25 protein-coding genes are annotated in these 25,000 nt (G+C 74.8%); 5 read left to right on the top strand and 20 right to left on the bottom strand.

Annotation, left to right across the window (positions count from 1 at the left end):
* Window positions 1-16: 16 nt before the first annotated feature.
* Entirely contained in the window at window positions 17-508 is a 492-nt protein-coding gene (locus LQ327_RS27960) for a beta-class carbonic anhydrase (RefSeq protein ID WP_230739085.1), read from the bottom strand.
* 144 nt (window positions 509-652) lie between these two features.
* On the opposite strand from LQ327_RS27960, the gene LQ327_RS27955 reads away from it, so the two are divergent.
* The gene (locus LQ327_RS27955; RefSeq protein ID WP_230739084.1) at window positions 653-1,243 is read left to right on the top strand and encodes a GNAT family N-acetyltransferase; all 591 of its coding nucleotides are present in this window, start codon (window positions 653-655) and stop codon (window positions 1,241-1,243) included.
* 54 nt (window positions 1,244-1,297) lie between these two features.
* On the opposite strand, the gene dapB is transcribed toward LQ327_RS27955, so the two are convergent.
* The 17 genes from dapB to rimP form a co-directional block, all read right to left on the bottom strand.
* Window positions 1,298-2,071 (bottom strand): 4-hydroxy-tetrahydrodipicolinate reductase, encoded by a 774-nt coding sequence (dapB, locus tag LQ327_RS27950; RefSeq protein ID WP_230739083.1) that lies wholly within the window; start codon window positions 2,069-2,071, stop codon window positions 1,298-1,300.
* Window positions 2,068-3,357 carry a M16 family metallopeptidase gene (locus tag LQ327_RS27945; RefSeq protein WP_230739082.1) on the bottom strand — a complete coding sequence of 430 codons (1,290 nt, stop codon included), beginning with the start codon at window positions 3,355-3,357 and terminating at the stop codon, window positions 2,068-2,070. The genes dapB and LQ327_RS27945 overlap by 4 nt, the downstream gene beginning before the upstream one ends.
* Window positions 3,358-3,431: 74 nt before the next feature.
* The gene (locus tag LQ327_RS27940) at window positions 3,432-5,765 is read right to left on the bottom strand and encodes a polyribonucleotide nucleotidyltransferase (RefSeq protein WP_230739081.1); all 2,334 of its coding nucleotides are present in this window, start codon (window positions 5,763-5,765) and stop codon (window positions 3,432-3,434) included.
* A gap of 304 nt (window positions 5,766-6,069) precedes the next feature.
* On the bottom strand, window positions 6,070-6,339 hold the full coding sequence (gene rpsO, locus LQ327_RS27935; RefSeq protein WP_230739080.1) for a 30S ribosomal protein S15: 270 nt from the start codon (window positions 6,337-6,339) through the stop codon (window positions 6,070-6,072).
* A gap of 163 nt (window positions 6,340-6,502) precedes the next feature.
* Entirely contained in the window at window positions 6,503-7,033 is a 531-nt protein-coding gene (locus LQ327_RS27930; protein ID WP_230739079.1) for a 2'-5' RNA ligase family protein, read from the bottom strand.
* Between the two features lie 15 nt (window positions 7,034-7,048).
* Entirely contained in the window at window positions 7,049-7,987 is a 939-nt protein-coding gene (locus LQ327_RS27925; RefSeq protein WP_230739078.1) for a bifunctional riboflavin kinase/FAD synthetase, read from the bottom strand.
* 253 nt (window positions 7,988-8,240) lie between these two features.
* Window positions 8,241-9,176 (bottom strand): tRNA pseudouridine(55) synthase TruB, encoded by a 936-nt coding sequence (gene truB, locus LQ327_RS27920; RefSeq protein ID WP_230739077.1) that lies wholly within the window; start codon window positions 9,174-9,176, stop codon window positions 8,241-8,243.
* Window positions 9,173-9,919 (bottom strand): hypothetical protein, encoded by a 747-nt coding sequence (locus LQ327_RS27915; RefSeq protein WP_230739076.1) that lies wholly within the window; start codon window positions 9,917-9,919, stop codon window positions 9,173-9,175. Before LQ327_RS27915 ends, truB begins: the two co-directional genes overlap by 4 nt.
* Before the next feature lie 51 nt (window positions 9,920-9,970).
* Window positions 9,971-10,732, bottom strand: a complete 762-nt coding sequence (gene fabG / locus LQ327_RS27910; protein WP_230739075.1) for a 3-oxoacyl-ACP reductase FabG — start codon at window positions 10,730-10,732, stop codon at window positions 9,971-9,973.
* A gap of 69 nt (window positions 10,733-10,801) precedes the next feature.
* On the bottom strand, window positions 10,802-12,154 hold the full coding sequence (locus LQ327_RS27905; protein WP_230739074.1) for an MATE family efflux transporter: 1,353 nt from the start codon (window positions 12,152-12,154) through the stop codon (window positions 10,802-10,804).
* Window positions 12,151-13,104, bottom strand: a complete 954-nt coding sequence (locus LQ327_RS27900) for a DHH family phosphoesterase (RefSeq protein ID WP_230739288.1) — start codon at window positions 13,102-13,104, stop codon at window positions 12,151-12,153. Before LQ327_RS27900 ends, LQ327_RS27905 begins: the two co-directional genes overlap by 4 nt.
* 35 nt (window positions 13,105-13,139) lie before the next feature.
* Complete coding sequence (gene rbfA / locus LQ327_RS27895) at window positions 13,140-13,652, bottom strand: 30S ribosome-binding factor RbfA (protein ID WP_230739073.1); 513 nt, start codon at window positions 13,650-13,652, stop codon at window positions 13,140-13,142.
* Between the two features lie 46 nt (window positions 13,653-13,698).
* The gene (locus tag LQ327_RS27890) at window positions 13,699-13,995 is read right to left on the bottom strand and encodes a DUF503 domain-containing protein (protein WP_230739072.1); all 297 of its coding nucleotides are present in this window, start codon (window positions 13,993-13,995) and stop codon (window positions 13,699-13,701) included.
* A gap of 30 nt (window positions 13,996-14,025) precedes the next feature.
* Window positions 14,026-17,157 (bottom strand): translation initiation factor IF-2, encoded by a 3,132-nt coding sequence (gene infB / locus LQ327_RS27885; protein ID WP_230739071.1) that lies wholly within the window; start codon window positions 17,155-17,157, stop codon window positions 14,026-14,028.
* Window positions 17,158-17,218: 61 nt separating this feature from the next.
* On the bottom strand, window positions 17,219-17,611 hold the full coding sequence (locus LQ327_RS27880) for a YlxR family protein (RefSeq protein WP_230739070.1): 393 nt from the start codon (window positions 17,609-17,611) through the stop codon (window positions 17,219-17,221).
* Window positions 17,612-17,685: 74 nt separating this feature from the next.
* Complete coding sequence (nusA, locus tag LQ327_RS27875) at window positions 17,686-18,693, bottom strand: transcription termination factor NusA (RefSeq protein WP_230739069.1); 1,008 nt, start codon at window positions 18,691-18,693, stop codon at window positions 17,686-17,688.
* Window positions 18,690-19,280 (bottom strand): ribosome maturation factor RimP, encoded by a 591-nt coding sequence (gene rimP / locus LQ327_RS27870; protein ID WP_230739068.1) that lies wholly within the window; start codon window positions 19,278-19,280, stop codon window positions 18,690-18,692. The genes nusA and rimP overlap by 4 nt, the downstream gene beginning before the upstream one ends.
* Before the next feature lie 154 nt (window positions 19,281-19,434).
* Here rimP and LQ327_RS27865 point away from each other — a divergent pair, with 154 nt between their 5' ends.
* Together LQ327_RS27865 and LQ327_RS27860 are read left to right on the top strand one after the other, a co-directional pair.
* A complete protein-coding gene (locus LQ327_RS27865; RefSeq protein ID WP_230739067.1) occupies window positions 19,435-19,914 on the top strand; it encodes a hypothetical protein in 480 nt (159 codons plus the stop codon).
* Complete coding sequence (locus tag LQ327_RS27860; RefSeq protein WP_230739066.1) at window positions 19,914-20,363, top strand: ferritin-like domain-containing protein; 450 nt, start codon at window positions 19,914-19,916, stop codon at window positions 20,361-20,363. The genes LQ327_RS27865 and LQ327_RS27860 overlap by 1 nt, the downstream gene beginning before the upstream one ends.
* Before the next feature lie 173 nt (window positions 20,364-20,536).
* Here the strand turns inward: LQ327_RS27860 and LQ327_RS27855 are convergent, their stop codons facing one another.
* Window positions 20,537-22,267, bottom strand: a complete 1,731-nt coding sequence (locus LQ327_RS27855) for a hypothetical protein (RefSeq protein ID WP_230739065.1) — start codon at window positions 22,265-22,267, stop codon at window positions 20,537-20,539.
* A gap of 89 nt (window positions 22,268-22,356) precedes the next feature.
* Complete coding sequence (locus LQ327_RS27850) at window positions 22,357-23,151, bottom strand: SDR family NAD(P)-dependent oxidoreductase (RefSeq protein WP_230739064.1); 795 nt, start codon at window positions 23,149-23,151, stop codon at window positions 22,357-22,359.
* 145 nt (window positions 23,152-23,296) lie between these two features.
* Here LQ327_RS27850 and LQ327_RS27845 point away from each other — a divergent pair, with 145 nt between their 5' ends.
* Together LQ327_RS27845 and LQ327_RS27840 are read left to right on the top strand one after the other, a co-directional pair.
* Window positions 23,297-23,707 carry a secondary thiamine-phosphate synthase enzyme YjbQ gene (locus LQ327_RS27845; protein ID WP_230739063.1) on the top strand — a complete coding sequence of 137 codons (411 nt, stop codon included), beginning with the start codon at window positions 23,297-23,299 and terminating at the stop codon, window positions 23,705-23,707.
* Window positions 23,708-23,730: 23 nt separating this feature from the next.
* Window positions 23,731-24,999 (top strand): geranylgeranyl reductase family protein, encoded by a 1,269-nt coding sequence (locus tag LQ327_RS27840; RefSeq protein ID WP_230739062.1) that lies wholly within the window; start codon window positions 23,731-23,733, stop codon window positions 24,997-24,999.
* Window position 25,000 lies beyond the last annotated feature (1 nt).

The raw sequence follows: 25,000 nt of genomic DNA, 5'->3' as shown, positions 1-25,000 counted from the left end.
CGGGCCGGCGGCGGCCTCAGCCCACCTCGGTGAGCGTGCCGGCGTCGACGTCGTAGACGAACCCGCGGACCGCGTCGGTGTGCAGCAGGAACGGGCTCGAGCGCACCGCCGCCAGTGAGTCCCGCACGTCCTGGGCCGTGTCGGCGAAGGCGCCGGGCGCCCACACCGGACGCTCGCCGCACTCGGACTCGAGCTCGGCCACGAAGTCGTCGTCGGCGAAGGTCGCCATGCCGCACTTGGTGTGGTGCACCAGCACGACCTCGGTGGTCTTCAGCTTGCGCTGGCTGATCGTCAGCGAGCGCAGCACGTCGTCGGTGACGACCCCGCCGGCGTTGCGGATCACGTGTGCCTCACCGTCGGCGAGGCCGAGGACGCGGTAGACGTCGAGGCGGGCGTCCATGCAGGCGACGACGGCGACGTGGCGCGACGGCGGACCGGGCAGCCCGCCCCCGGAGAACGAGCGGGCGAAGGACTCGTTGGCGGCGACGAGTTCGTCGGTGACGGACAACTGGGCTCCTCGGGTGGCGTCGACTCTCCGGTCCGGCGGCATCCTGCCGGACCCGACCGACATCGTCGTCGGGAACGTGTGGAATGACCGTTTCCCGCCCTGCCCGGGTGACACGGACGACAGCCCTCGTGCCACCCTCGCGCCATGGCGATCGCCCTCGTCCGTCCCGCCACTCCCGACGACGCGGCGGCCGTCACCGCCGTGCAGCGCGACGTCTGGACGACCGCCTGGGCGGACTTCCTGCCGGCCGGGCTCACCCAGGGGTTCGACGACGAGGCGGTGACCGCGGCCTGGGAGCGCGCGGCAGGCGCACCGGGGCTCTGGGTGGCGACCGAGGGCACGGAGGTCGTCGGGTTCTGCCTCGCGGGCCCGGCGCCGCAGGACGACGTGGCCGATGCGGTGGGCGAGGTCCCGGACGACGCGGCGCAGGTCGGGCTGGTCGCGACGCTGCTGGTGTCGCCCCGGTGGGGACGGCGTGGGCACGGCGGACGGCTGCTGGTGACGGCGGCCGAGGCGCTGCGCTCCGGCGGCGGGCCCCGCGGGATCACCTGGGTGCCCGAGCGCGACGCGTCGTCGCGGGCGTTCTACCGGCGCGCCGGGTGGGAGCCCGACGGGACGGTGCGCACCCTCGACGCGGGCGGGCGGCCGCTGCGCGAGGTGCGCCTGGGCGGGCCGCTGGGCCTCGAGTTCGCCCCGGAGCCGAGCGCGGACGACCTCGGGCTGCCGCTGCTGTAGAGCGGCCCGCTGGTCCAGGTCGAGCTGGTCCAGGTCGAGCTGGTCCAGGTCGAGCTAGTCCAGGTCGAGCACCGACTCCAGGCCCACCGTCAGACCGGGGCGCGACACCACGTTGCGCACGGCGAGCAGCACGCCGGGCATGAACGACGCGCGGTCGAGCGAGTCGTGCCGGATCACCAGCGTCTCCCCCGCCGTCCCGAGCATCACCTGCTGATGCGCGACGAGGCCCGTCATGCGGACCGCGTGCACGTGCACCCCGTCGACGACGGCGCCGCGGGCATGGTCCGGGTCGTGCGTCGTGGCGTCCGGGCTCGGACCCAGACCCGCCGACTCCCGGACCTCGGAGATCATCTGCGCGGTGCGGGTGGCCGTCCCGGACGGGGCGTCGGCCTTGTTCGGGTGGTGCAGCTCGACGATCTCGACCGAGTCGAAGAACTTCGCCGCCTGCGCCGCGAACCGCATCGAGAGCACCGCGCCGATCCCGAAGTTCGGCACCACCATGACGCCGAGCTCGGGCTTGGGCTCGAGCCAGCCCCGGACCGTCTCCAGGAGCTCCGGCGTGATGCCGCTGGTCCCGACGACGCAGTGGATGTTCTGGTCGATGCAGAACCGGATGTTCTCGGCGACGGACGAGGGGTGGGTGAAGTCCACCGCGACCTGGGTGTCGGCGTCGGCGAGCGAGAACAGCCAGTCGCCCTCGTCGACCATGGCCACCAGGTCCAGGTCCTCCGCGCCCTCGACGGCGCGGCACACCTCGCCACCCATGCGACCACGGGCCCCGAGCACGCCGACGCGCACCGGCTCGTCGTCGATCAGGGGGTCACTCATCCGGCTACCTCACGCAGCTCGTCGGGGAGATCGTCCGCGTCAGCGTAGGGCCCGACCACGGCCGCCGACACCGGCGTGGCGAACAGGTCGGCGGCCAGTTCGGCGACGTCGGACCGGGTCACCGCGTCGATCCGGGCGAGGGAGTCGGCGAGGTCCAGCGAGCTGTCGCGGCCGTCCAGCTCCCGACGACCCAACCAGCTCATCCGGGAGGAGGTGTCCTCGAGACCGAGCACGTACTCGCCGCGCAACTGGCCGCGGGCGCGGGCGAGCTCGGCCTCGGTGACCCCGCCGCGGGCGAGGTCGGCGAGCTGGGTCCGCAGCACCCCGGCGGCCGTGCCGAGCCGCTCCGGCGCGCACCCGACGTACACCGAGAGCACGCCGAGATCGGAGTAGCCGGCGGTCGAGGAGTAGACCGAGTACGCCAGGCCGCGGCGCTCGCGGACCTCCTGGAACAGCCGGGAGCTGGTGCCGCCGCCGAGGACGGTCGACAGCACGAGCTGGGCCTCCCAGCGCGGGTCGCTGCGCCGGACCGACGGCACCCCGAGCATCAGGTGGGCCTGCTCGGTGTCGTCCTCCCGGACGGCGAGCCGGTCGGCGGGCACCTGCGGCCGGACCACGCCACCCGGCCGCGTCCACGAGCCGTCGCCGAGCGTGAGCCGGTCGCCGAACCCGGCCGTCACGGCGTCGAGCACCGCGGCGTGGGTGACGTTGCCGGCGACCGCGAGGACCGACCGGGACGGCACGTAGTGCGCGGCGTGGAACCGGGCCAGGACGTCCGGGGTCATCTCGGCGACCGACTCCTCGGAGCCCACCACCGGACCGCCCAGGGGGTGGTCGCCGAGCAGCAGGTCGTCGAAGTCGTCGGCGAGCAGGTCCTCGGGGTCGTCGTCGCGACCGGCGATCTCGGAGAGCACGACGTCCCGCTCGAGCGCGACGTCCTCGGGTGCCATGACGCCGTCGAGCACCACGTCGCACACGACGTCGACCGCGAGCGGCATGTCGCTGTCGAGCACGTGCGCGTAGAAGCAGGTGTGCTCCTTGGTGGTGAACGCGTTCAGGTCACCACCGACCGCGTCGATCTCCTCCGCGATCTGCTGCGCCGACCGGCGCCGGGTCCCCTTGAACAGCAGGTGTTCGAGGAAGTGGGCGGCGCCCCGCGATGCCGGGTCGAACCCGGGCTCGTCGCGGGAGCCGACGTCGACCCACAGGCCGACCGACGCCGACCGCGCCCCGGCGACGTGCTCGGTCACCACCCGGAGCCCCCCGGGCAGCACGGTGCGTGCCACCCCGGGGGCCGGGTGCTCGGTGACGAGGGGCGAGCCCTGACCCGTGTCTCCGATGGCCGGTCGTGCCGTGGAGGTCAGGAGCGACCTCCGCCGATCGCGCCGGTGATGGCGCCGGTCGGGGCGTCCTCGGCCGGGGGCGCGTCCGCGCCCTCGGCCCCGGTGCCCTCGGGGGCGTCGCCGTCGCTCGAGGCCTCCGCCGCGTCGTCCTCCTTGACCGGCACGAGGCTGATCTTGCCGCGGTTGTCGATGTCGGTGATCTCCACGCGGAGCTTGTCGCCGACGTTCACGACGTCCTCGACCTTGCCGATCCGCTTCCCGCCGCCGAGCTTCGAGATGTGGACCAGGCCGTCGCGGCCCGGCACCAGCGAGACGAAGGCGCCGAACGCCGCGGTCTTGACCACGGTGCCCAGGTAGCGCTCGCCGATCTTCGGCATCTGCGGGTTGGCGATGGCGTTGATCTTGTCGACCGCGGCCTGGGCGCTGGGCCCGTCCGCGGCACCGACGTAGATCGTGCCGTCGTCCTCGATGGAGATGTCGGCGCCGGTCTCCTCGGTGATCGAGTTGATCATCTTGCCCTTCGGCCCAATGACCTCGCCGATCTTGTCGACCGGCACCTTCACCGTGGTGATGCGCGGCGCGTAGTCGCTCATCTCGTCGGGCGAGTCGATGGCCTCGGCCATCACGTCGAGGATCGCGAGCCGGGCGCCCTTGGCCTGCGTCAGCGCCTTGGCCAGGACCTCGGACGGGATCCCGTCGAGCTTGGTGTCCAGCTGCAGCGCGGTGACCAGATCCTTGGTGCCGGCGACCTTGAAGTCCATGTCCCCGAACGCGTCCTCGGCGCCGAGGATGTCCGTCAGCGCGACGAACGTCTCCTTGCCGTCGACCTCGCCCGAGACCAGGCCCATCGCGATGCCCGCGACCGGCGCCTTGAGCGGCACCCCCGCGTTGAACAGCGACATCGTCGAGGCGCAGACCGACCCCATCGACGTGGAGCCGTTGGAGCCGAGCGCCTCCGAGACCTGCCGGATCGCGTAGGGGAACTCCTCGCGGGTGGGCAGCACCGGGACCAGCGCCCGCTCGGCCAGCGCACCGTGGCCGATCTCGCGGCGCTTGGGCGAGCCCACGCGGCCGGTCTCGCCGGTGGAGAACGGCGGGAAGTTGTAGTGGTGCATGTAGCGCTTCGTCGTCTCCGGCGTGAGGGAGTCGATCGACTGCTCCATGCGCAGCATGTTCAGCGTGGTGACGCCGAGGATCTGGGTCTCGCCGCGCTCGAACAGCGCCGAGCCGTGCGCCCGCGGGACGACCTCGACCTCGGCGGCCAGCGGCCGGATGTCGGTGACGCCGCGGCCGTCGATGCGGAACCCGTCGGAGAGGATCTTCTGGCGGACCGTCGACTTGGTCAGCGAGCGGAAGGCCTCGCCGATCTCCTTCTCGCGGCCCTCGAACTTCGGCCCGAGCTCGGTGACCAGGCGCTCCTTGAGGGCGTCCTGGGCGTCGTCGCGCTCCTGCTTGCCGGCGATGGTCAGCGTGCGGGCGAGCTCGTCGCCCGCCGAGGAGGTGACGGCGGAGAGCACGTCGGCCTGGTAGGGCGGGAAGGTCGGGTAGTCCTTCGTGGTGACGCCCAGCGAGGTGTAGAGGTTCTTCTGCGCCTCGCAGAGCGTGCGGAGGAACGGCTTCGCGGCCTCCATGCCCTGCGCCACGACCTCCTCGGTCGGCGCCGGCGCGCCGCCCGCGACGAGCGCGAGCGCCTTGTCGGTGGCCTCGGCCTCGACCATGGAGATCGCGACGTCGGAGCCGTCCTCGGTGATCGAGCCCGCGATCACCATGTCGAACACGGCGCCCTCGAGCTGCTCCCAGGTCGGGAAGGCGACCCACTGGTCACCGATCAGCGCCATGCGGGTGGCGCCGACCGGGCCGTCGAACGGCAGGCCCGAGATCTGGGTGGAGGCCGACGCGGCGTTGATCGCGAGCACGTCGTACGGGTCGTTCGGGTGCAGGCTCTGCACCGTGACGACGACCTGGACCTCGTTGCGCAGGTTCGACACGAAGGTCGGGCGCAGCGGGCGGTCGATGAGCCGGCAGGTCAGGATCGCGTCGGTCGACGGGCGGCCCTCGCGGCGGAAGAACGAGCCGGGGATGCGCCCGGCCGCGTACATCCGCTCCTCGACGTCGACGGTGAGCGGGAAGAAGTCGAAGTTGTCCTTCGGGCGCTTCGAGGCGGTCGTCGCCGAGAGGAGCATCGTCTCCTCGTCGAGGTAGGCGACGACGGCGCCGGCGGCCTGGCGGGCGAGGCGGCCGGACTCGAAGCGGACGGTCCGGGTGCCGAGGGCACCGTTGTCGAGGACCGCGGTGGTCTCGTGGACACCGGTCTCGGTGTCGACGGCGGCCGGGGAGGCGGAGTTCGCCATGGGTGGGGATTCCTCCTGGTCTTCTGGCCGGGCGGGGCGGACGCCCCGGCCCGGCCTCGGGAGACCCGCCGCCGCGTGCCCCCGCGTCTCGGGGGCCACCGCGGACGGCCGACGTGACCGGTCTTCGATCGAAGCGCCCGGGAACGGATCGCCCTCGTACGGGCGCCGGGTCCGGGAGCCACTACCGAGGACCGGGTCGGATCGGTCGCCACCGGCGCTGCGGTGGCGGGGCTCGTCGTGATTCAGCTGTGGGTGTGGAACGAGATCGGGCCGCCCGCGTCGGCGACGCGGGCGGCCCGGGGGGTCAGCGGCGCAGACCCAACCGCTCGATGAGCGACCGGTAGCGCGAGATGTCCACCGAGGCCACGTACTTCAGCAGCCGGCGGCGGCGGCCCACCAGCAGCAGCAGGCCGCGGCGGGAGTGGTGGTCGTGCTTGTGCGTCTTCAGGTGCTCGGTGAGCTGGATGATCCGCTGCGTCAGCAGTGCCACCTGGGCCTCGGGCGAACCCGTGTCGGTGGTGTGCACTCCGTAGTCGGAGAGGATCGACTTCTTCTGATCGGTGGTCAGGGCCACGTCGGTGGTGCTCCTCGGTATTCGGGGGTGTTGCCCGTCCGCGCGGCCCTCTGGCCGCACGACCGGTGCCGTGTGACGGTGCGTCGGGAGACCCGGTGCGCCAGGTCGGCGCCCAGCCCCGCGCGTCCGGCCGCCACGGACCGCAGCCGGATCGGTTCCCAGTCTACCCAAGGGGTCCGACAGCCTCGTCGCCACCCGCCCCGTCACGCGGTCGGGCACCCCCGCCCACCAGCGGGAACTCCTCGACGACCCGGTACGGGGTCCCGCTCGCGACGAGCAGCACCGCGCCCGGCGTCCACGCCGGTCCGCGGTGCCCGGCGAGGCCCTCCGGGACGGTGCCGTCCCGGCCCCGGGCAACCGTCAGATGGGCGACGTGCCCGCCGGGGTCGGTCCCGACGGCGACCAGCAGGTCGCGCCACGCCTCCGGTCGCTCCGGTCGCACGCCGAGCCAGAGCGCGGTCCCGAACACCCCGGCGCCCGTCGTGTGCAGGGTCGGCGCGAGCACCCCGGCGAGATCCCGGCGCAGCGTCGCGGCGGTGACGTCGGGAGCGGCGTCGGCGAGGAAGCGCAGCGTCACGTGCCTGCGCTCCGGGGCCACCGCGCGCCACCCCGTGCCGGGCAGGGCGCGCTCGAGCGCGGCGCCGACGGCCGCGGTGACGGCCTCGTCCGGGAGGACCGCGACGAAGAGGCGCACGGCCCTCGTCAGCCCTTACAGCCCGAGCAGCTGGCGCGTCGTCGCCACGTCGCCGGCCATGGCGACCAGGAGCTCGTCGATCGAGTCGAAGCGCTCCATGCCGCGGACCCGGCCGACGAAGTCGACGGCGACCCGCTGGCCGTAGAAGTCCTCGGAGTGGTCCAGGACGAACGCCTCGACGGTGCGGACCTGCCCGGAGAACGTGGGGTTGGTCCCGACGGAGATCGCGGCCGGGAGGCGTTCGCCGTCCCGCACGAACCACCCGGCGTACACCCCGTCGGCCGGGATCGCGGCGTGCTCGGTCGCGGCGACGTTCGCCGTCGGGTAGCCGAGCTCGCGGCCCCGCTGGTCGCCGCGGACCACGACCCCCTCCACGCGGTGCGGCCGACCGAGCGCGTCCGCGGCGGCCTCGACGTCGCCGGCCGCGATCGAGCTGCGGATGTAGGTGGACGAGAACGTCACGGTGCGGCCGCGGTCGCCGTCGGCGACGAGGTCGAGCCCGATCGCCTCGAACCCGAAGCGCTGCCCGAGCCGCACGAGCTCGTCGACGTCGCCGGCGGCCCGGTACCCGTAGGTGAAGTTGCGCCCGACGACGACGGCCGAGGCGTGCAGCCGGTCCACGAGCAGCTCGTGGACGAACTCGTCCGGCGCGACGTGGGCGAAGTCGGTGGTGAACGGCAGCACCCAGAAGGCGTCGACGCCGAGCTCGGCGACCAGCTCGGCCCGCCGGGTCAGCGTCGTGAGCTGCGCCGGGTGCGAACCGGGACGCAGCACCTCGCTGGGGTGCGGGTCGAAGGTGATGAGCGTGGTGGGCACCCCGAGCTCACGGGCCCGCTCGACGGCGTGGCCGATCAGCTGCTGGTGACCGCGGTGCACGCCGTCGAACACGCCGATGGTGACCACGCAGCGCCCCCAGCCCGGGGGGACGCCGTCACGACCGCGCCAGCGTTGCACTGCTCGGGCCTCCGGGGCGGGTCGACGGGGTCGGGTCCACCGCCGCGGGCGGTGCGACGGCGGGTCGGCCGCCAGCGTACGGCCGTCGGCGCGGGTGCCCGCGCGCGCCGGGGGACCCGACACGATCCCGTCACCGGAGCGCCACCGCATGGGGTGATCGGTCGGCGGGGGTGTCGGCGAGGGGCACGTCACGCATCCCGACGACGCCTCCCGCCCGCGCCATGTGCCCCTCGTCGACCAGGTGGCCCGGCGCCTAGCCGGCCGGAGCCAGCACGAGCACCGGCCGCGCCCGCCCGTCGTCGTCGGCGACGAGGCCGATCACGTGCCCGTCCGGCCCGAACACGCCGGTGGTCCCCGCCGTCCCGGTGGTCGGGAGCGGGCGGCCGTGGGCGAGGTCGTCGGCGCCACCGGCATCCACGTCGCGGCGGGGGAACGCCGTCCCGACGGCGGCGTCGAGGTCGAGCGACAGGCTCGCGCGGCCCGCCTCGCCGTCGGCCTCGGCGCCGAGGGTCTCCAGGTCGCGGGCGTGCGCGAGGGTGAACGGCCCCACGCGGGTGCGCCGCAGCGCGGTGAGGTGCCCCCCGACCCCGAGCGCCCGGCCGAGATCCCGGGCGAGGGCGCGGACGTAGGTGCCCGAGGAGCAGTCGACGACGACGTCGAGGTCCACCGTCGCGTCCTGGCGGCGGGTCTCGAGCACGTCGAAGCGCGCCACGTGCACCGGCCGAGCCTCGAGCTCGACCTCCTCCCCCGCGCGGGCCCGCTCGTACGCGCGCTTCCCGTCGACCTTGATCGCCGAGACGCTGCTCGGGACCTGCGCGATGTCGCCGGTCAGCGCTGCGATGCCGTCCACGACCGCCGCATCGGTGACCGCACGGGCGTCGGCCGTCGCCGTCGGCTCACCCTCGGCGTCGTCGGTGGTGGTCTCGACGCCGAGCCGGATCGTGGCCAGGTAGGTCTTGGTGTCCAGGGCCAGGTGGCCGAGCAGCTTCGTCGCCCGCTCGACGCCGAGGACGAGCACGCCGGTCGCCATCGGGTCGAGCGTCCCCGCGTGCCCGACCTTCCGGGTACCGACGAGCCCGCGGACCTTGCCGACGACGTCGTGCGAGGTCCAGCCGGCCGGCTTGTCGACGACGAGCAGTCCGGGCGGCGGGGGCTCGCGGCGGGGTCGGCGGGGGGATCGCTGGTTCATCGCCGGGCATCATGCCCCGCCCCTGGCCCCTCCCCCACGCGCACGTCCTCGAAGGAGATCGAGACCGCCGGGATCCGCCGCGGCGCAGGGACCTCGTCGGGGCCGTGCATCCAGACCGGCAGCGCGGCGAGCCACGTCGGCCCGGTGTCGTGCTCCCAGGGCACGGCGAGCCAGCCCGCCGTCGTCGCCGAGACCGGGTCCCCCGTCCACACCAGCACGACGTGGGACAGCCCGACGCGGCCGTCGTCGGGGACCGCCCGCGGTGGGAGGCCGAAGCCGTCGAACCACAGCTGCCCCGTGCGGTCGTCCGGGGAGGGGGCGTAGACGAGGCCGTTGGCGGTGGCCGCGGCGCCGCGGACCTCGCCGACCCAGCGCAGCGTCCCGAAGTCCGGACGGCTGCCCGACCCGTCCGGCGCCTTCATCAGGTGCAGGACCACCCCGTCGTGCGCGACCGCCAGGGAGTTCCACGGGGCACCGACGAGGACACCCCGCGGCTCCCACTCCGGCGCGGTGCGCAGCAGCACCGTGCGCAGGTTCTCCGAGGAGGTGATCCCGAGCGTCACCGGGGTGTCACCGGCGACCTCGGGATCGTGCCTCGCGACGTTGCGCTCCCACACCTGCGCGACGGCGTCCTCCAGCACCCCGAGGACCCCGACCGCACTCCACCGCTCCCGCACCCCGCGCAGCCACGCCAGGGCCGGAGCGTCCCAGCCACCCTCGCCGCCGTCCCACGTCCCGCTCACGGGTCGGATCAGAGCACGGACCCCCGACAGCGTGGCCCCGGGCGGGACGGCTCAGGTCTTGGGGCCGCCCGCGACGTAGATGACCTGGCCGGAGACGAACCCGGCCCCCTCGCCGGCGAAGAACGCGACCATGTTCGCGATGTCCTCGGGCGCCCCGGCGCGCTGCACCGGGATCTCCTTGGCGCGCCCGGCGACGAACTCGTCCCACGGCACGCCGAGCCGCTCGGCGGTCGCCTTGGTCATCTCGGAGGCGATGAACCCGGGGGCGACGCAGTTCGCGGTGATCCCGAAGCGGCCCAGCTCGATCGCCAGGGTCTTGGTGAAGCCCTGCAGACCCGCCTTGGCCGCCGAGTAGTTCACCTGGCCGCGGTTGCCCAGCGCCGAGGTCGACGACAGGTTCACGATCCGGCCCCAGCCGGCGGCGACCATGTGCTTCTGGCAGGCCCGGGTCATCAGGAACGAGCCGCGCAGGTGCACGCCCATCACGGCGTCCCAGTCGGTCTCGGTCATCTTGAACAGCAGGTTGTCGCGGGTGATGCCGGCGTTGTTGACCAGCACCGTCGGCCCGCCCAGCTCGGCGACGACGCGCTCGATCGCCGCGTCGACCGCGGCGGAGTCGGAGACGTCGGCGCCGATCGCGATGGCGCTGCCACCGGCCTGGGTGATCGCGTCCGCGGTGCCCTTGGCCGCGCTCTCCTCGAGGTCGATCACGGCGACGGCGTGCCCGTCGGCGGCGAGGCGCTGCGCGGTCGCGGCACCGAGTCCGCGGGCGGCACCCGTGACGACGGCGACGCGGGAACTGGGAGCGGTCATGGTCTGCGAGACCTCCTGGTCCGAAAGCGATCGTTCACCGGCATCCTGCACCGGGTCGGCACCCGACGTTCAGATGCCCCCGGGCACCATCCACCGATCACCGCGCGCCCGCACGCCGACCCCGAGCGCGCGACCCAGCATGAACAGCGACAATCCGGCCCACACGCCCGCGAGCCCCCACCCGAACGCCAGCGAGAGCCAGATCATCGGCAGGAAGCCCACGACCGCCGAGCCGAGGGTCAGTCGGCGCAGGAAAGCCGCATCTGCGGCGCCGAGGAGCACCCCGTCCAGGGCGAACACGTACCCGGCCACCGGCTGCAGCGCGACGAAGAACCACCATGCCTGCGGGATCGTCGCGAGCACCGTCGGGTCGGGGCTGAACACACGGGGCAGCACCCCGGCGAGTGCGGCGAACACCACACCCGCGAGGACACCCAGGACGAGCCCGTAGCGGGTCACGCGGCCGGTGACCGTCCGCGCCGAGGACCGCGACGACGCTCCCAGCGCGGCCCCCACGAGCTGCTGGGCGGCGATCGCGAGCGAGTCGAGCACGGTCGACATGAACGTCCACAGCTGCAGCACGACCTGGTGCGCGGCGACCGAGGCCGCCCCGAAGCGGGCGGTGACCGCGGTCGCGGACAGGAAGCAGGCCTGGAAGGCCAGGCTGCGCAGCAGGAGGTCGCGCCCCAGCCCGAGCTGGGCCCGCAGATCGGCGGGCACCGGGCGCAGCGGGACCCGCAGTGCCGTCGCCTCGCGGACCAGCGCCGCCCCGAACAGCAGCAGCACCACGGTCTGCGCGCCGACGTTGGCGATCGCGGAGCCGACCAGTCCCAGGCCGGACCAGGAACCGGCCCCGTGCACCAGGAACGGACACGCCACCGCCGACGCCCCGTTCCCCGCCAGCACGACGACGACCGGTGCCCGGGTCGACTGCACGCCCCGCATCCAGCCGTTGCCGGCCATCGCGACGAGGATCCCGGGCGCGCCGCACAGCGCGACCCGCATCCACGACACGGCCTGGTCGGCCAGCGCCCCGCCGTCGCCGAGCACCTCGGCGACGGGACGCGCGATCAGCTGCCCCACGACGACGACGGCGAGGCCGGCCAGCAGCGCGAGCCACGTCGCGGCAACCCCCTCGGCGATCGCGCGGTCCCGCCGCCCCGCACCGAACGCGCGGGCCGCGCGCGCCGTCGTGCCGTAGGCGAGGAAGGTGCCCAGCGACGACACCTGGGCGAGCACCACGGCGCCCACCGCGAGCGCGCCGAGCGGCAGCGCCCCGAGCCGCCCGACGACGGCGGTGTCCACCAGCAGGTAGAGCGGCTCGGCCACGAGCACGACGAGCGCGGCGGCCGACAGCGACAGGACCCGGACCGGGCCGGCGTCGAGGACCTCGGGCCCGGAGGTCGGGTCCGCGGAGCTCACAGCAGCGGGGCCGCCGCCAGGGCCCGGCGGACGTCGGCGACCACGTCCGAGCCGTCGGTGGTGGTGGCCTCGACGGTGAACCCGGAGGCCGAGCGGTGCCCGCCGCCGCCCATCGCCATCGCCGCCGCGGCCACGTCGAGCCGGCCCTTGGAGCGCAGCGACGCCGTCCAGCGCAGCGGGCCGACCTGCTTGAGCACCATCGCGACCTCGGCCTCGGCGGTCGTGCGCAGCACGTCGATGATGCTCTCGACCTCCTCCTGCCGGCCGCCGTGGATGTGCTCGGTCGTCGCGCACGCCCAGACGAAGCCGAGCCCGCGGGCCTCGTCGGGCTCCAGCGTCGCGGTGGACAGGACCGCCGAGAGCATCGCGAGCCACGAGAACGGGTGGGTGTCGAGCAGCGGCCGCGTGACCGCCTCGGCGTCGACCCCGGCCACCAGCAGGCGGGCGGCCATGTCGTGGGTCTTCGGCGATGCCGCCCGGAAGTTGCGGGTGTCGGTGACCAGGCCGGCGTAGAGGCACCGGGCGATCGGCAGGTCCACCGGGGCGCCGAGCGCGTCGAGCAGGCCCAGGACGATCACCGCGGTGGCCTCGGCGGTCGGCTCGACGTAGTACGCGGTGCCGAACCCGCCGTTGGACACGTGGTGATCGATGACGAGCGTGGTGCCCGCGCCGTCGACCCGCGAGGCCAGGGAGCCGAGCCGGTCGACGCTGCCGGTGTCGAGGACGACGAGCAGCTCGGGCGCGGCGGGGACCTCGGCCGCGGGGACGACGAGGTCGGCGACGTCGAGATCGCGCAGCGACTCGGCGGGCTGCTCCGGGGCCCCGAACGACACGTGCACCCGGGCGCCGCGCCGGTGCAGCGCGAGACCGAGGGCGAGCGCGCTGCCGAGGGCGTCGGCGTCCGGGTTGACGTGGGCGAGCAGGACGACGTCGTCGGCCGCCGCGAGCATCGCGACGGCCTCGTCGATCCCGACCGCCCGGGGGTTCACCGCGACGGGCCGCCGAGCGCGGCGTCGTCCGAGAGCCCGTCGTCGGAGAGCTCGTCGTCGAGGTCGTCGGCGTCGAGATCGTCCTCGTCCTCCCGCGGCTTGCGGTAGGGGTCGGCCTCGCCGGCGTAGGACGCGCCCGCGGCGTGCGAGGCGACCTCGGCGTCCGCCTCCCGGGCCCCCGCGAGGAGCTCCTCCATGCGCGCGGCGCCCTCGGGCACCGCGTCCGGGACGAAGTCGAGGGAGGGCGTGTGGCGGACGCCGGTCTGGCGGCCCACGGCGGAGCGCACGACGCCCTTCGCGCTGTCCAGCGCCATGGCGCTCGCCTGCCGGGCGTTGTCGTCGCCGTAGACGGTGTAGTAGACCGTCGCCTCCCGCAGGTCCGCGGTGAGCCGGGCGTCGGTGATGGTGACCATCGCCAGACGCGGGTCCTTCACCTCGTGCTCCAGGGTCGAGGCGACGATCTGGATGATCCGCTTGGCGAGCCGTCGGGCCCGCGGTGCGTCGGCCATCGGGGAGGCCTTCCTCCTGCCCACCGGCGTTGGCCGGCGAGGGTCGTCAGTCGTCGTGCGGGCCCAGCCAGCGGGTCCGCGCGGAGAGCACCTGGAACTCGGGATGGGAGCTGACCAGGCGTTCGCAGTGATCGAGCACGTCGGTGACGTGCCCGGGGTCCGCGGCCACCACCGCCACGCCGATGAGGGCGCGACGGTGGAGGTCGAGGTGTCCGGCCTCGGCGACCGAGACCGCGTACTTCCGCTTGATCTCGGCGACGACCGGGCGCACCACGGAGCGCTTCTCCTTGATGCTCCCGACGTCGCCGAGGAGCAGGTCGAGCTCGAGGGCGCCGACGTACACGTCAGCGCCCCCGAACCCCGATCAGGACCGTCACTCGCGCGGCTTCTCCCGCATCTCGTAGGTCATGATCTTGTCGTCGACCTTGAGGTCGTTGAACGACCCGAGCGTCAGACCGCACTCGTAGCCGTCGCGGACCTCGGTCGCGTCGTCCTTGAACCGTCGCAGCGAGGCGATGGACAGGCTCTCCGCGACCACCGCACCGTCGCGGACAAGCCGGGCCTTGGCGTTGCGCCGGATGATCCCCTCGGTGACCAGGCAACCGGCGATCGTGCCGAACTTGGAGGACCGGAAGACCTCGCGCACCTCCGCGGTGCCGAGCTCGACCTCCTCGTAGATCGGCTTGAGCATGCCCTTGAGGGCCGCCTCGATCTCGTCGATCGCCTGGTAGATGACCGAGTAGTAGCGGATGTCGATGCCCTCGCGGTTGGCCAGCTCGGTGGCCTTGCCCTCCGCGCGGACGTTGAAGCCCATGACGATGACGTTGGACGCGATCGCGAGGTTGATGTCGCCCTCGGTGATCGCACCGACGCCCCGGTGCAGCACGCGCAGCTGCACCTCCTCGCCGACGTCGATCTTCGTGAGTGCGTCCTCGAGCGCCTCGACGGTACCCGAGTTGTCACCCTTGATGATCAGGTTGAGCTCGTTGGTCTCCTTCAGCGCGGCGTCGAGGTCCTCGAGCGAGATGCGCTTGCGGCGGCTGGCGAGCTCGGCGTTGCGCTCACGGGCGCGCCGCCGGTCGGCGATCTGACGGGCCACGCGGTCCTCGTCGACGACGAGGAACGTGTCTCCCGCGCCGGGCACCGACGTGAAGCCGATAACCTGCACCGGACGGGAGGGCAGCGCCTCCTTCACGTCCTCGCCGAACTCGTCGAGCATCCGCCGGACACGGCCCGAGGCGTCGCCGGCGACCACCGAGTCGCCGACGCGCAGCGTGCCGCGCTGGACCAGGACCGTCGCCACGGGGCCGCGGCCGCGGTCGAGGTGAGCCTCGATCGCGACGCCCTGGGCCTCCATGTCGGGGTTGGCCCGCAGGTCCAGGGAGGCGTCCGCGGTGAGCAGGACGGCCTCGAGCAGCCCCTCGATGTTGATGTTCTCGCGTGCCGAGATGTCGACGAACATCGTGTCGCCACCGAACTCCTCGGCGACGAGGTTGTACTCGGTGAGCTGCTGACGGATCTTGGAGGGGTTCGCCCCCTCCTTGTCGATCTTGTTCACCGCGACCACGATCGGCACGTCGGCCGCCTGGGCGTGGTTGATCGCCTCGACCGTCTGCGGCATGACGCCGTCGTCGGCCGCCACCACGATCACCGCGATGTCCGTGGACTTCGCACCACGGGCACGCATGGCGGTGAACGCCTCGTGACCCGGGGTGTCGATGAAGGTGATGGCCCGCTCGGCACCCTCGAGCTCGGTCTCGACCTGGTACGCGCCGATGTGCTGCGTGATGCCACCGGCCTCGCCCTCGGCGACCTTCGTCTTCCGGATGGTGTCCAGGAGACGCGTCTTGCCGTGGTCGACGTGACCCATGATCGTGACGACCGGAGGCCGGGCCTCGAGGTCCTCGTCGTCGCCGTCGTCCGAGCCGTAGGTCAGCGAGAACGACTCCAGCAGCTCGCGGTCCTCCTCCTCGGGGGACACGACCTGCACGTCGTAGTTCATCTCGCCGCCGAGCAGCTCGAGCACGTCGTCGGACACCGACTGGGTGGCCGTGACCATCTCGCCCAGGTGGAAGAGCACCTGGACCAGCGAGGCCGGGTTCGCGTCGATCTTCTCGGCGAAGTCGGTCAGGGACGCGCCGCGGGGCAGCCGGACGGTCTCGCCCTTGCCCTTCGGCAGGCGGACACCGCCGACCGACGGCGCCTGCATGTTGTCGAATTCCTGACGCTTCTGCCGCTTCGACTTGCGACCACGACGCGCGGGACCACCCGGACGCCCGAAGGCACCCGCGGCACCGCCGCCACGACCGCGGCCACCGCCGCCGCCGGGACGTCCGCGGAAACCGCCCGCGGGCGCGCCGCCGCCACCGCCGCCGGGTCCGCCGCCCCCACCGGGACGGAAGCCACCGCCGCCGCCACCGGGACGGCCACCGCCACCGGGACGGCCACCGGGGCCACCACCGCCGCCGGGACGGCCACCAGGACCACCGCGACCGGGGGGACCGGCCGGGCGGGCCGGCATCATGCCGGGGTTCGGGCGCGGGGGCATGTTGCCCGGGGACGCGCCGCCGCCGCCCGTGCCGCCGGGACGCGGCGGCCGGTCGTTCGCGGCCGGACGCTGCTCGCCGTCACGGGGCGGACGCGGCGGGGGGGCCTCGCCGTCACGCGGCGGACGGGGCGGACGCTCGCCGCCGCCGGCACCGCCGCCACCGGCCGGGCGCTGGCCCTGCGGACGCGGCGGGGCGCCGGAGCCGACGCCGAAGGGGTTGTTGCCGACGCGGGGCGTCTTCGGGCCCGGCTTGGGGGCCGCGGGACGCGGCGCGACGGTGCTGCCGTCGGCCGCCGCGGCGGCCGGACGCTGGTCCTGGCCGCCCTGGCCCGGACGGCCCTGGCCGGGACGGCCGCCGCCCTGGCGCTGGTCGCCGCCCTGGCGCTGGTCGCCGCCGCGCTCGCCGCCCGGACGCTGAGAGCCCGGCTTCGGGATCCCGCGGGACTGCTGGCGGTCCGAACGCTCCGTGCCGCCCGGGCGCGGGCCCGGACGACCGGCGTCGCCCGACTGGCCCTCACCGGGGGTCGGCGCGGAGGGACCGTCCCCACCGGGACGCGGGGCGTCGTCGGGGCGCGGGGCCGCGGGGGCGTCCGCCGGGGACGCCGACGCGGCGGGGGCCTCCGGAGCCGCGGGCGCGGCCGGAGCCGCGGGACCGGGCTTGGGGCCGGCGGGACGCGGGCCGGGCGCCGGGGCGGAACCGCCGGACGCCGGGGCACCGCCGTTGCCGGCGCCGGAACCGGAGCCGCCGGGGCGGGCGCCGGGACGCGGCTTGCGGGCGGCGCCTGCGCCGTTGCCGCCGCCGTTCATGGAGTCGCGCAGCTTGCGCGCGACGGGGGCCTCCACGGTCGAGGACGCCGACTTGACGAACTCGCCGAGGGATTCCAACTGCGTGAGTACCTGCTTGCTGGTGACGCCGAGCTCCTTCGCGAGCTCGTGCACCCGGGCCTTGCCTGCCACTGATCTCCTCATTCTCGAGGTCGGCGGCGTGCCCGCGACCTCGTGTCCTACGCCTGCGCGCTCATCGCGAGTGCTTCACGGCTGGCTCATCGGGGGTCGACCTGCTTCCTTGTTCTCCGGTTCCGGCGGGGCCGTCGGAACCTGCACCCGCGTCGGACGGCGGCGGGTCCACCTCGAGCAGTGCGTGCAGCGCCCCGGTGTCGAGCGACCCCGGGACGCGTAGCGCCCGGGAGAACGCCTTCCGGCGCTCCGCGCGGTGCAGACAGTCGGAGGCGGGATGCATCCAGGCTCCCCGCCCCGGCTTGCGACGCCGTGGGTCGGGTTCGCATGCCCCGTCCACGGCCACCACTCGCAGCAGTTCCGACGCCGGCCCCCGCGTTCGGCACCCCACACAGGTGCGCACCGGTCCTTCGATCGGTGGAACCTCATGGGGGACCGGGCGGGTCCGGGCCATGGGTAACTCTACCGCGCCCCGCCCCCGCCGCTCGACGTGGTCCGAACCGGAGGGCGGAGGAGGATCGATCCCGGTCAGGGCGCCACGAGATCCGGCTCGGCCTGACCCGGCTCGGCGTCGGACCGGATGTCGATCCGCCATCCGGTCAGACGTGCGGCCAGACGGGCGTTCTGTCCTTCCTTCCCGATCGCCAGCGAGAGCTGGTAGTCGGGGACGACGACGCGGGCGGCGCGCGCCCGTTCGTCGACCACCTCGACCGAGACGACCTTCGAGGGCGAGAGCGCGTTGCCGACGAACTCGGCCGGGTCGTCCGAGTGGTCGATGATGTCGATCTTCTCGCCGTGCAGCTCGTCCATGACGCCCCGCACCCGCGCGCCCATCGGGCCGATGCAGGCGCCCTTGGCGTTCAGACCGGCCACGTTCGAGCGGACCGCGATCTTGGACCGGTACCCGGCCTCGCGGGCGATCGCGGTGATCTCGACCGCGTCGCTGGCGATCTCGGGGACCTCGAACGCGAAGAGCTTGCGCACCAGGTTGGGGTGCGTGCGCGAGAGGGTCACCGCCGTGCCGCGCGGCGTCCGCGTCACGCCGATGACGTAACACCGGACCCGCTCGCCGTGTTCCAGCTTCTCGCCCGGGACCTGCTCGGCGGACGGGATGACGCCCTCGATCGAGCCGATGTCCACGACGACGACGCCGCGGGCGTTCGCGCGGGCGTCGCGCTGCACGACCCCGGCGACGACCTCGCCCTCGCGGGTGGCGTACTCGCCGTAGTTGCGGTCGTTCTCCGCGTCGCGCAGCCGCGCGACGACGACCTGGCGGGCGGTCGACGCGGCGATGCGGTCGAAGCCGGCGGGGGTGTCGTCGACCTCGCCGAGCGGCTCGCCGTCGTCGGAGAGCTCGGGGACCAGCACGCGGATCTCACCGCTGTCGCGGTCGACCTCGGCGCGGGCGCCCGGCGTCTCGCGTCCGGTCTGGCGGTAGGCCGAGAGGAGCGCGGACTCGATGGCGGTGACGACGCTCTCGAAGGAGATGTCCTTGTCACGCTCGATCGCGCGCAGGGCCATCAGGTCGACCTTCACTGCTCCGCCTCCCGCCGTGCCGCCCGCAGCGCCTCGACCTCGGCCTCGGGCGCGGGCTTGAACTCGACCTCGACCGCCGCGCGGGTGACGTCGGCGAGGGGCACCGTGCGCAGGTCCTTCCCGACGGCGAGCGTGACCGTCGCGGGCTGGGTGCCGACGCCGCCGACCCGGCCTGTGAGGGTCTCGCCGTCGGTCAGCGTGACCGCGACCCGGCGCAGCCAGGCGCGTTCCCAGTGCCGCGGCTCGGTGAGCGGCCGGTCGGTGCCGGGGGTGGTGACCTCGAGCGTGTAGGAGCCGGAGAGCGCGGAGCGCACCGCCGGGTCCTCGGCCTCCCGCGCGTCGACGGCGGCCGACACCTCGCGGGACAGCTCGGCGACGGCGTCGAGGTCGACGCCTCCGGTCGGGCCGTCGTCGACCCCCGGGACGTCGGAGGATTCGACGGTGACGCGGACGACGAGGCTGCGACCGGCGGGGCGGACGTCCAGTTCGTCGAGCACGAAGCCGGCGCGCGCCACGACGTCGTCGACGACGGGTTGCAGCGCGCTGGCGGCGGCACCGGTGGGTGAGCCCACGGGCGCACGGGACACGGGGGTCCTCCTGGCTGGGTGGAGTCCGGGCTGGGGGCGCCGCGGGGCACGGACTACAGCTCCCGCGGGCCTCCCAGGGTAGCCCGCACCGCACCGGCGCGGCCCGGACCCGCGTCCGGCCCGTCGCCCGGTCCGGCTGGCAGGATGAGCGCCGATGTCCACCCCGTCACCGTCGCGGCGCAGCGTCCTGCGCGCGACGGCCGGGCTGGTGCTGACCGGGACGGCGCTCACCGCCGCGGCGGCCTGCGGGAACGCCGACCAGGGCCCGGACGAGCTGGAGGCCCCCCTCGCGGCGGCCCGCGCGGATGCCGCGCTGGCCACGGTGGCCGGCCAGGTGTTCCCCGACCTCACCGCGCGGGTGACCCCCGTGGCGCAGGCGCGCCGCGCCCACGCCGACGCGCTCGCCGCCGAGGTGCGCCGCGCCCGGCCGGACCGTGCCGACGCCGTCGACGCCCCCGTGACTCCCCCACGCCCGCCCGCCTCGTCCGCGGCCGCCGCGTCGGCGCTGCGGACGTCGCTGGTCGCGGCGCGGGACGCGGGCTCGGACCTCGCCGTGCGGACCGCGCGCTACCGCAGCGGGCTCATGGCGTCCGTGGCGGCCGCGTGCGCCGGGTACGCGGAGGTGCTGGGCTGATGGCCGGTCCGCTGGACGACTCCGACACCCGCAACGCCGTCCAGGCCGCCCTCGGCGCCGAGCACGCGGCGGTGTGGTCGTGCGGCCTGGCCAGCGCCTACCTGGCGCCCGGGGACCAGGGCACGCTCTCGGAGTCGGCGCTCGCGCACCGGGAGCGGCGGGACTCGTTGGTGGCGCTGTGCGAGGCGGGGGAGGTCGCGCCGGTGGCGGCCGCTGCCGCGTACGCGACCCCGCGGCCGGTGAACGATGCGGCGAGCGCGGCCGCGCTGCTCGTGGTGGCCGAGGACGACTGCGCGGTCGCGTGGCGGGCGGTCCTGGAGCGGACCGACGACGCGGGGCTGCGGAAATCCGGGGTCGCGGCGGTGGTGTCGTCGGCGACGGTGGGCGTGCGCTGGCGGCAGGTGTCGGGCACCCAGCCGGTGGTGCCGACGTTCCCGGGGACGCGCTGAGGCCCGTCCCGTTCTGAGCGAAGGGCTCCCTCGCTCGATCTATCCGGCCGTGGGCGCCCCTCGCCGGAATCGGGGGCGCTCCGGCGGCGCAGATCCTGGCCTTGATCGTTTTCTGTGTGAGGAAAGGGGGCGAGGACCGAACGGTCCATCACACCCGTCGCGATCTTGTGGGATCAGCCCAGGCCGAGCGCCTGCTTGGCGACCTTGTCCAGCGTGCTCTCCCCCACCGACCCGGACCCGGCCGAGGCCGTCTCGGTGATCACCACCGAGTCGCCGAGCAGGGCCGACCCGTACCCCGCGTTGCCGAGGGAGGCGGGCGCTCCGGGGAAGCCCCGACCCTCGCGCAGCAGGTCCGCGACGTTGCCGGTGCCCGACGAGTCGACGAGCGCCTTGAACGCCGTCGCCGACGCCACGTCGTGCATCCGCACCAGGGCGACCGAGGCCACCATCGGGGTGCCGCCGACGTCGCCGGACCACAGCGACCGGTCGAGCTGCGTGCAGGGCCGTTCGCGGAGGAACTGCACCGCGAGGCCGTAGGCGTGGCCCTCGCAGGTGGGCTCGGTGGCCACGACGCGCTGCGTCCAGGACACCCCGTCGACCACCCGCACCGGCTGGGCGGCGACGTCCTCGGGCGCCGGGGACACGCCACGCACCACGAGCACGGCGACGCCGAGCGCGACCGCGAAGGTCACGACGGCGGCGACCGCGAGACCCCGCCAGGTGCTGAGCCAGGTGGTGAGGGCGGGTCGCCGGGTCGGGCGGCCACGACGGCGGCGCGGTCTGCTCCCGGCGTCGACGGCCGGCCAGGGCCCGGGAGTCGCCCAGGTGCCGGACGTCGCGGGCGCACCGGCGGAGGCGTGCGTGGCGCGGTCGTCGGCCGCCGGGATCGGGGAGGTCGAAGGTCGGGGTGCCGCCTCGTCCTCGGGGAACCCGTCGGGGCCGACGGGCAGGACCCCGGTACGCGGCGGTCCCGCGGGCGCACCTCCGGGACTCGACGCACCCGCGGAGCGCGCGGCCGGGACGACGGCCGGGACGGCGGAGCCCGACACGCCGGGGCCGGACGACGTCGGGCCGGCGCCGCCGACGGCCGGGTTCGAGCCGGACGACGTCGGGCCGGCGGACGGGCCGGGAGCGGACCGGCCGGGGCCGGACGACGTCGGAGCACCCGACGGCCCGGAGGTCGGGGACCCGAACGACGCGAACCCTGCCGGCGCCGAGCTGGCCGGAGCGATCCCGGGCGGCACCGAGCGCGGCCCGGACGACGAGGACCCCGACGAGCCGGCACCGGACGACGACCCCGACCCCACGACGCCGGACCGGTCCCGGCCGCCGTCCGCGAGCTCGCCCGGGAATCCGGCGGTGTGCAGGTCGGCGGCGTCCGGGACGAACTCGGCGAGGCGCCAGGCGGCGAAGAGGCGGCGCACCTCGCCGGCGTCGAGGACGCTCGGCCCGGCGGAGGCGGTCAGGACGAGGCGCGCGGCGGTCGCGACGCCGACGCCGGTGTCCTCGTCGGTGCGCTCCGGGTCCTCGTGGCGCGAGGTGGCCGGCGCATGGCGGTCGACGATGGGGACGACCTGGCGCGGGGCGGTCGGGGTCGGCTCGGCCAGCGCCAGCAGGCGGTCGATCTCGGCCGCGGCGAGCTCCTGCGGGCCGGCGCCCGCGCCGCCGTCCGCACCAGCCGTCGTGACCCCGACGCCCACCGGGTCCCGACGCGACGACGGCGCCGGGACGAGACCCAGGACGCCGTCGGGACGCAGCACCAGCGCGTCCAGCTCGCCGTCGGGTCCGCCCGGGAGCGCGACCGCGACGCCCGGTGCGGTGGGCAGCCCGTCGAGCAGGGTGCGGACACGACTGATGCGCTCCGGAGAGATCCCCAGGCGGGGATCCGGGGCGACGAGGAGCATCCGGCCTCCACGATCGGGGGACGACGACCGGCGCTCACCGTAGCCCGTGAGATCACGGCGACGTCACGACCCCCGGCGTCGTCGGCCGGTCACCGGACGGGCCGGCGCCGTTCGCCGATGCGGGCGACGATCGGGGTCAGGGTGCGGGAGGCGGCCGGGAGTACGGACTGTGTCCGGGTGAGCCAGCCACGCCAGGCGGGCAGGACCTTCAGCTGCCGTCGCGAGGAGAGCAGGTCCATGGCGCCGGCGACGACCTCGTCGACCCCCAGCACCCGGGGCCCGGTGAAGAGCAGGGCCGAGCTCGGGCGGTCGGCGACGGCGTGCAGCAGGTCGGTGCTCACGGCGTCGGGGCACAGCGCCCGCACCCGGATCGGGCGCCGCGCGGCGCCCAGCTCGATGTGCAGCGCCTGCGAGTACGACAGGGCGGCCGCCTTGCTGGCCCCGTAGATCGCGAGACCCGGGGTCGGGCCCAGGCCGGAGAGCGACACCACGTTGAGGATGTCGCCGCGGCGCATGACGTCGACCGCGGCGCGGCAGCCGTGCACCAGCCCGAGGGTGTTGATCTCGATGGTCGACGTGACCTCGGCATCCGTGGACTCCCAGACCGACGCGGTCGAGAGGACGCCCGCGTTGTTGACCCACACGGTGACGTCGCCGAGGTCCGCGGCGGCGCGGGCGACCGCGCGGTGGGCGGCTGGGTCGCGAACGTCGAGGGGCATGGCGGTGGCGGGGCCGTCGAGGGAGTCGGCGGTCGCGCGGGCGGTGTCGCCGTCCACGTCGGTGACGACCACGTGGTGGCCGCGCGCCGACAGGGCCCGGGCGATCCCGGCCCCGATGCCGCGCCCGGCTCCGGTGACCACGGCGACTCCGGCGTGACCGGTCATGGCGACGTCCTCTCGGTTGCGGGCGGGCCTGGTCGAGCTGTCAGCGATGGTCCGTTGCTGACGTCTGTCGTCAGCAACGGACCATCGCTGACACGACGAGCCGGGCGATTCTGACGCACCGCCACGACCCGTAGGCTCGAGACCGATGCGCAGCGAGGAGATCGAGATCCGGACCGGTGATGACGAGGCCGTCCGCGACATCACCCGCGAGTGCGAGCGCTTCCTCTCCGACGCGGACGCCGGCGACGGCCTGCTGCACGTCTTCGTCCCGCACGCCACCGCGGGCATCGCCGTGATCGAGACCGGCGCGGGCAGCGACACCGACCTGCTGCGCCAGCTCCGCGAACTGCTGCCCGCCGACGACCGCTGGGGCCACCGCCACGGCTCCGCCGGCCACGGCCGCGACCACGTCCTGCCGGCCCTGATCAGCCCGTCGCTCTCGGTCCCCGTGATCGGCGGCCGGATGACGCTCGGCACCTGGCAGTCGGTGTGCCTCGTCGACACCAACGGCGACAACCCGAACCGTCGCATCCGTCTCAGCCTGCTCGCCGGCTGATCGCAGCGGGCATCCTGGGCACCGTGAGCATCCCGACGCGCACCGACGTCCTCGTCGTCGGCGCCGGCCCCGCCGGGTCGGCCGCCGCGGCCCGGGCCGCCGAGGCCGGGCACGACGTCGTCCTCGCCGACGCCGCCGTCTTCCCCCGCGACAAGGCCTGCGGCGACGGCCTCACCCCGCGGGCGATCGCCGAACTGCAGCACCTGGGCCTGGGCGAGTGGGTCCGCGGGCGCGGCGTGAACCGCGGGCTGCGCGCGGCCGGCTTCGGCCAGCTGCTGGAGCTGCCCTGGCCGGGTGGATCGCTGCCCGGGCACGGCGGCGCCGTCGCGCGCACCGAGCTCGACGCCCGCATCCGCGCCGCCGCGCTCGAGCGCGGCGCGGTCCCGGTCGAGGGGGCCCGCGCGGTCGACGTCGAACGGGACGGCGACCGGGTCGGCGGCGTCGTGTTCGACGGTCCGGACGGCCCGACGACGATCGCCTGCCGTCACCTCGTCGTCGCCGACGGGGCCCGCTCGACGCTGGGCCGCGTGCTCGGGCGCGTCTGGCACCGCGACACCGCCTACGGGGTGGCCGCCCGCGGCTACGTCCGCTCCGGGCGACACGACGACGAGTGGATCTCCTCGCACCTGGAGCTGCGGGGCACCGAGGACGAGGTGCTCTCCGGCTACGGGTGGGTGTTCCCGCTGCACGACGGCAACGTCAACATCGGGGTCGGGACCCTCGCGACCGAGGCCCGGCCGGCCAACATCCGCCTGCGCTCGTTGATCGCGCACTACGCCGAGCAGCGCCGCGAGGACTGGCAGCTCGACGGCGAGGTCCGCGACGTCGCGTCGGCGCTGCTGCCGATGGGCGGCGCGGTCTCGCACGTCGCGGGGCGCAACTGGGCGCTCGTCGGCGACGCGGCCGGCTGCGTGAACCCGCTCAACGGCGAGGGCATCGACTACGGGCTGGAGACCGGTCGGACGGTCGTGGACCTGCTGGAATCCGGCGACGATCTCTCGGTCGCCTGGCCCGCGACGCTGCGCCGGCAGTACGGGTCGGCCTTCTCCATCGCGCGGCGGCTGGCCAAGCTGCTGACGACGCCGCGGCTGCTCCCGCTGGCCGGCCCGGTCGGGATGCGCTCACGGGCGCTGATGACGGTGGCGCTGCGGGTGATGGGGAACCTGGTCACCGACGAGGACGCCGACGTCGTCGCCCGGGCCTGGCGGCTGGCCGGCCGGGCGTCGCTGCGGGTGGACGAACTGCCGCCGTTCCCGGCGGCGGACCTGCGCACGCCTGCCGTCGCCGGGTAAG

The organism is Actinomycetospora endophytica (genome assembly GCF_021026375.1).
Lineage (GTDB): Bacteria > Actinomycetota > Actinomycetes > Mycobacteriales > Pseudonocardiaceae > Actinomycetospora > Actinomycetospora endophytica.
The sequence above is the reverse complement of the archived record's forward strand: the minus strand, read 5'-3'. Positions and strand labels throughout refer to the sequence as shown.

Bases quoted from the DNA above. Each gene is read 5' to 3' on its own strand.
- fabG (WP_230739075.1), bottom strand. From the start codon at position 10,732: ATGACCGCTCCCAGTTCCCGCGTCGCCGTCGTCACGGGTGCCGCCCGC.
- LQ327_RS27855 (WP_230739065.1), bottom strand. From the start codon at position 22,267: ATGCTCCTCGTCGCCCCGGATCCCCGCCTGGGGATCTCTCCGGAGCGC.
- LQ327_RS27845 (WP_230739063.1), top strand. From the start codon at position 23,297: ATGCGCAGCGAGGAGATCGAGATCCGGACCGGTGATGACGAGGCCGTC.
- LQ327_RS27880 (WP_230739070.1), bottom strand. From the start codon at position 17,611: ATGGCCCGGACCCGCCCGGTCCCCCATGAGGTTCCACCGATCGAAGGA.
- LQ327_RS27955 (WP_230739084.1), top strand. From the start codon at position 653: ATGGCGATCGCCCTCGTCCGTCCCGCCACTCCCGACGACGCGGCGGCC.
- LQ327_RS27900 (WP_230739288.1), bottom strand. From the start codon at position 13,104: ATGCTCGCGGCGGCCGACGACGTCGTCCTGCTCGCCCACGTCAACCCG.
- LQ327_RS27865 (WP_230739067.1), top strand. From the start codon at position 19,435: ATGTCCACCCCGTCACCGTCGCGGCGCAGCGTCCTGCGCGCGACGGCC.
- rbfA (WP_230739073.1), bottom strand. From the start codon at position 13,652: ATGGCCGACGCACCGCGGGCCCGACGGCTCGCCAAGCGGATCATCCAG.
- LQ327_RS27850 (WP_230739064.1), bottom strand. From the start codon at position 23,151: ATGACCGGTCACGCCGGAGTCGCCGTGGTCACCGGAGCCGGGCGCGGC.
- LQ327_RS27940 (WP_230739081.1), bottom strand. From the start codon at position 5,765: ATGGCGAACTCCGCCTCCCCGGCCGCCGTCGACACCGAGACCGGTGTC.
- LQ327_RS27860 (WP_230739066.1), top strand. From the start codon at position 19,914: ATGGCCGGTCCGCTGGACGACTCCGACACCCGCAACGCCGTCCAGGCC.
- dapB (WP_230739083.1), bottom strand. From the start codon at position 2,071: ATGAGTGACCCCCTGATCGACGACGAGCCGGTGCGCGTCGGCGTGCTC.
- truB (WP_230739077.1), bottom strand. From the start codon at position 9,176: ATGAACCAGCGATCCCCCCGCCGACCCCGCCGCGAGCCCCCGCCGCCC.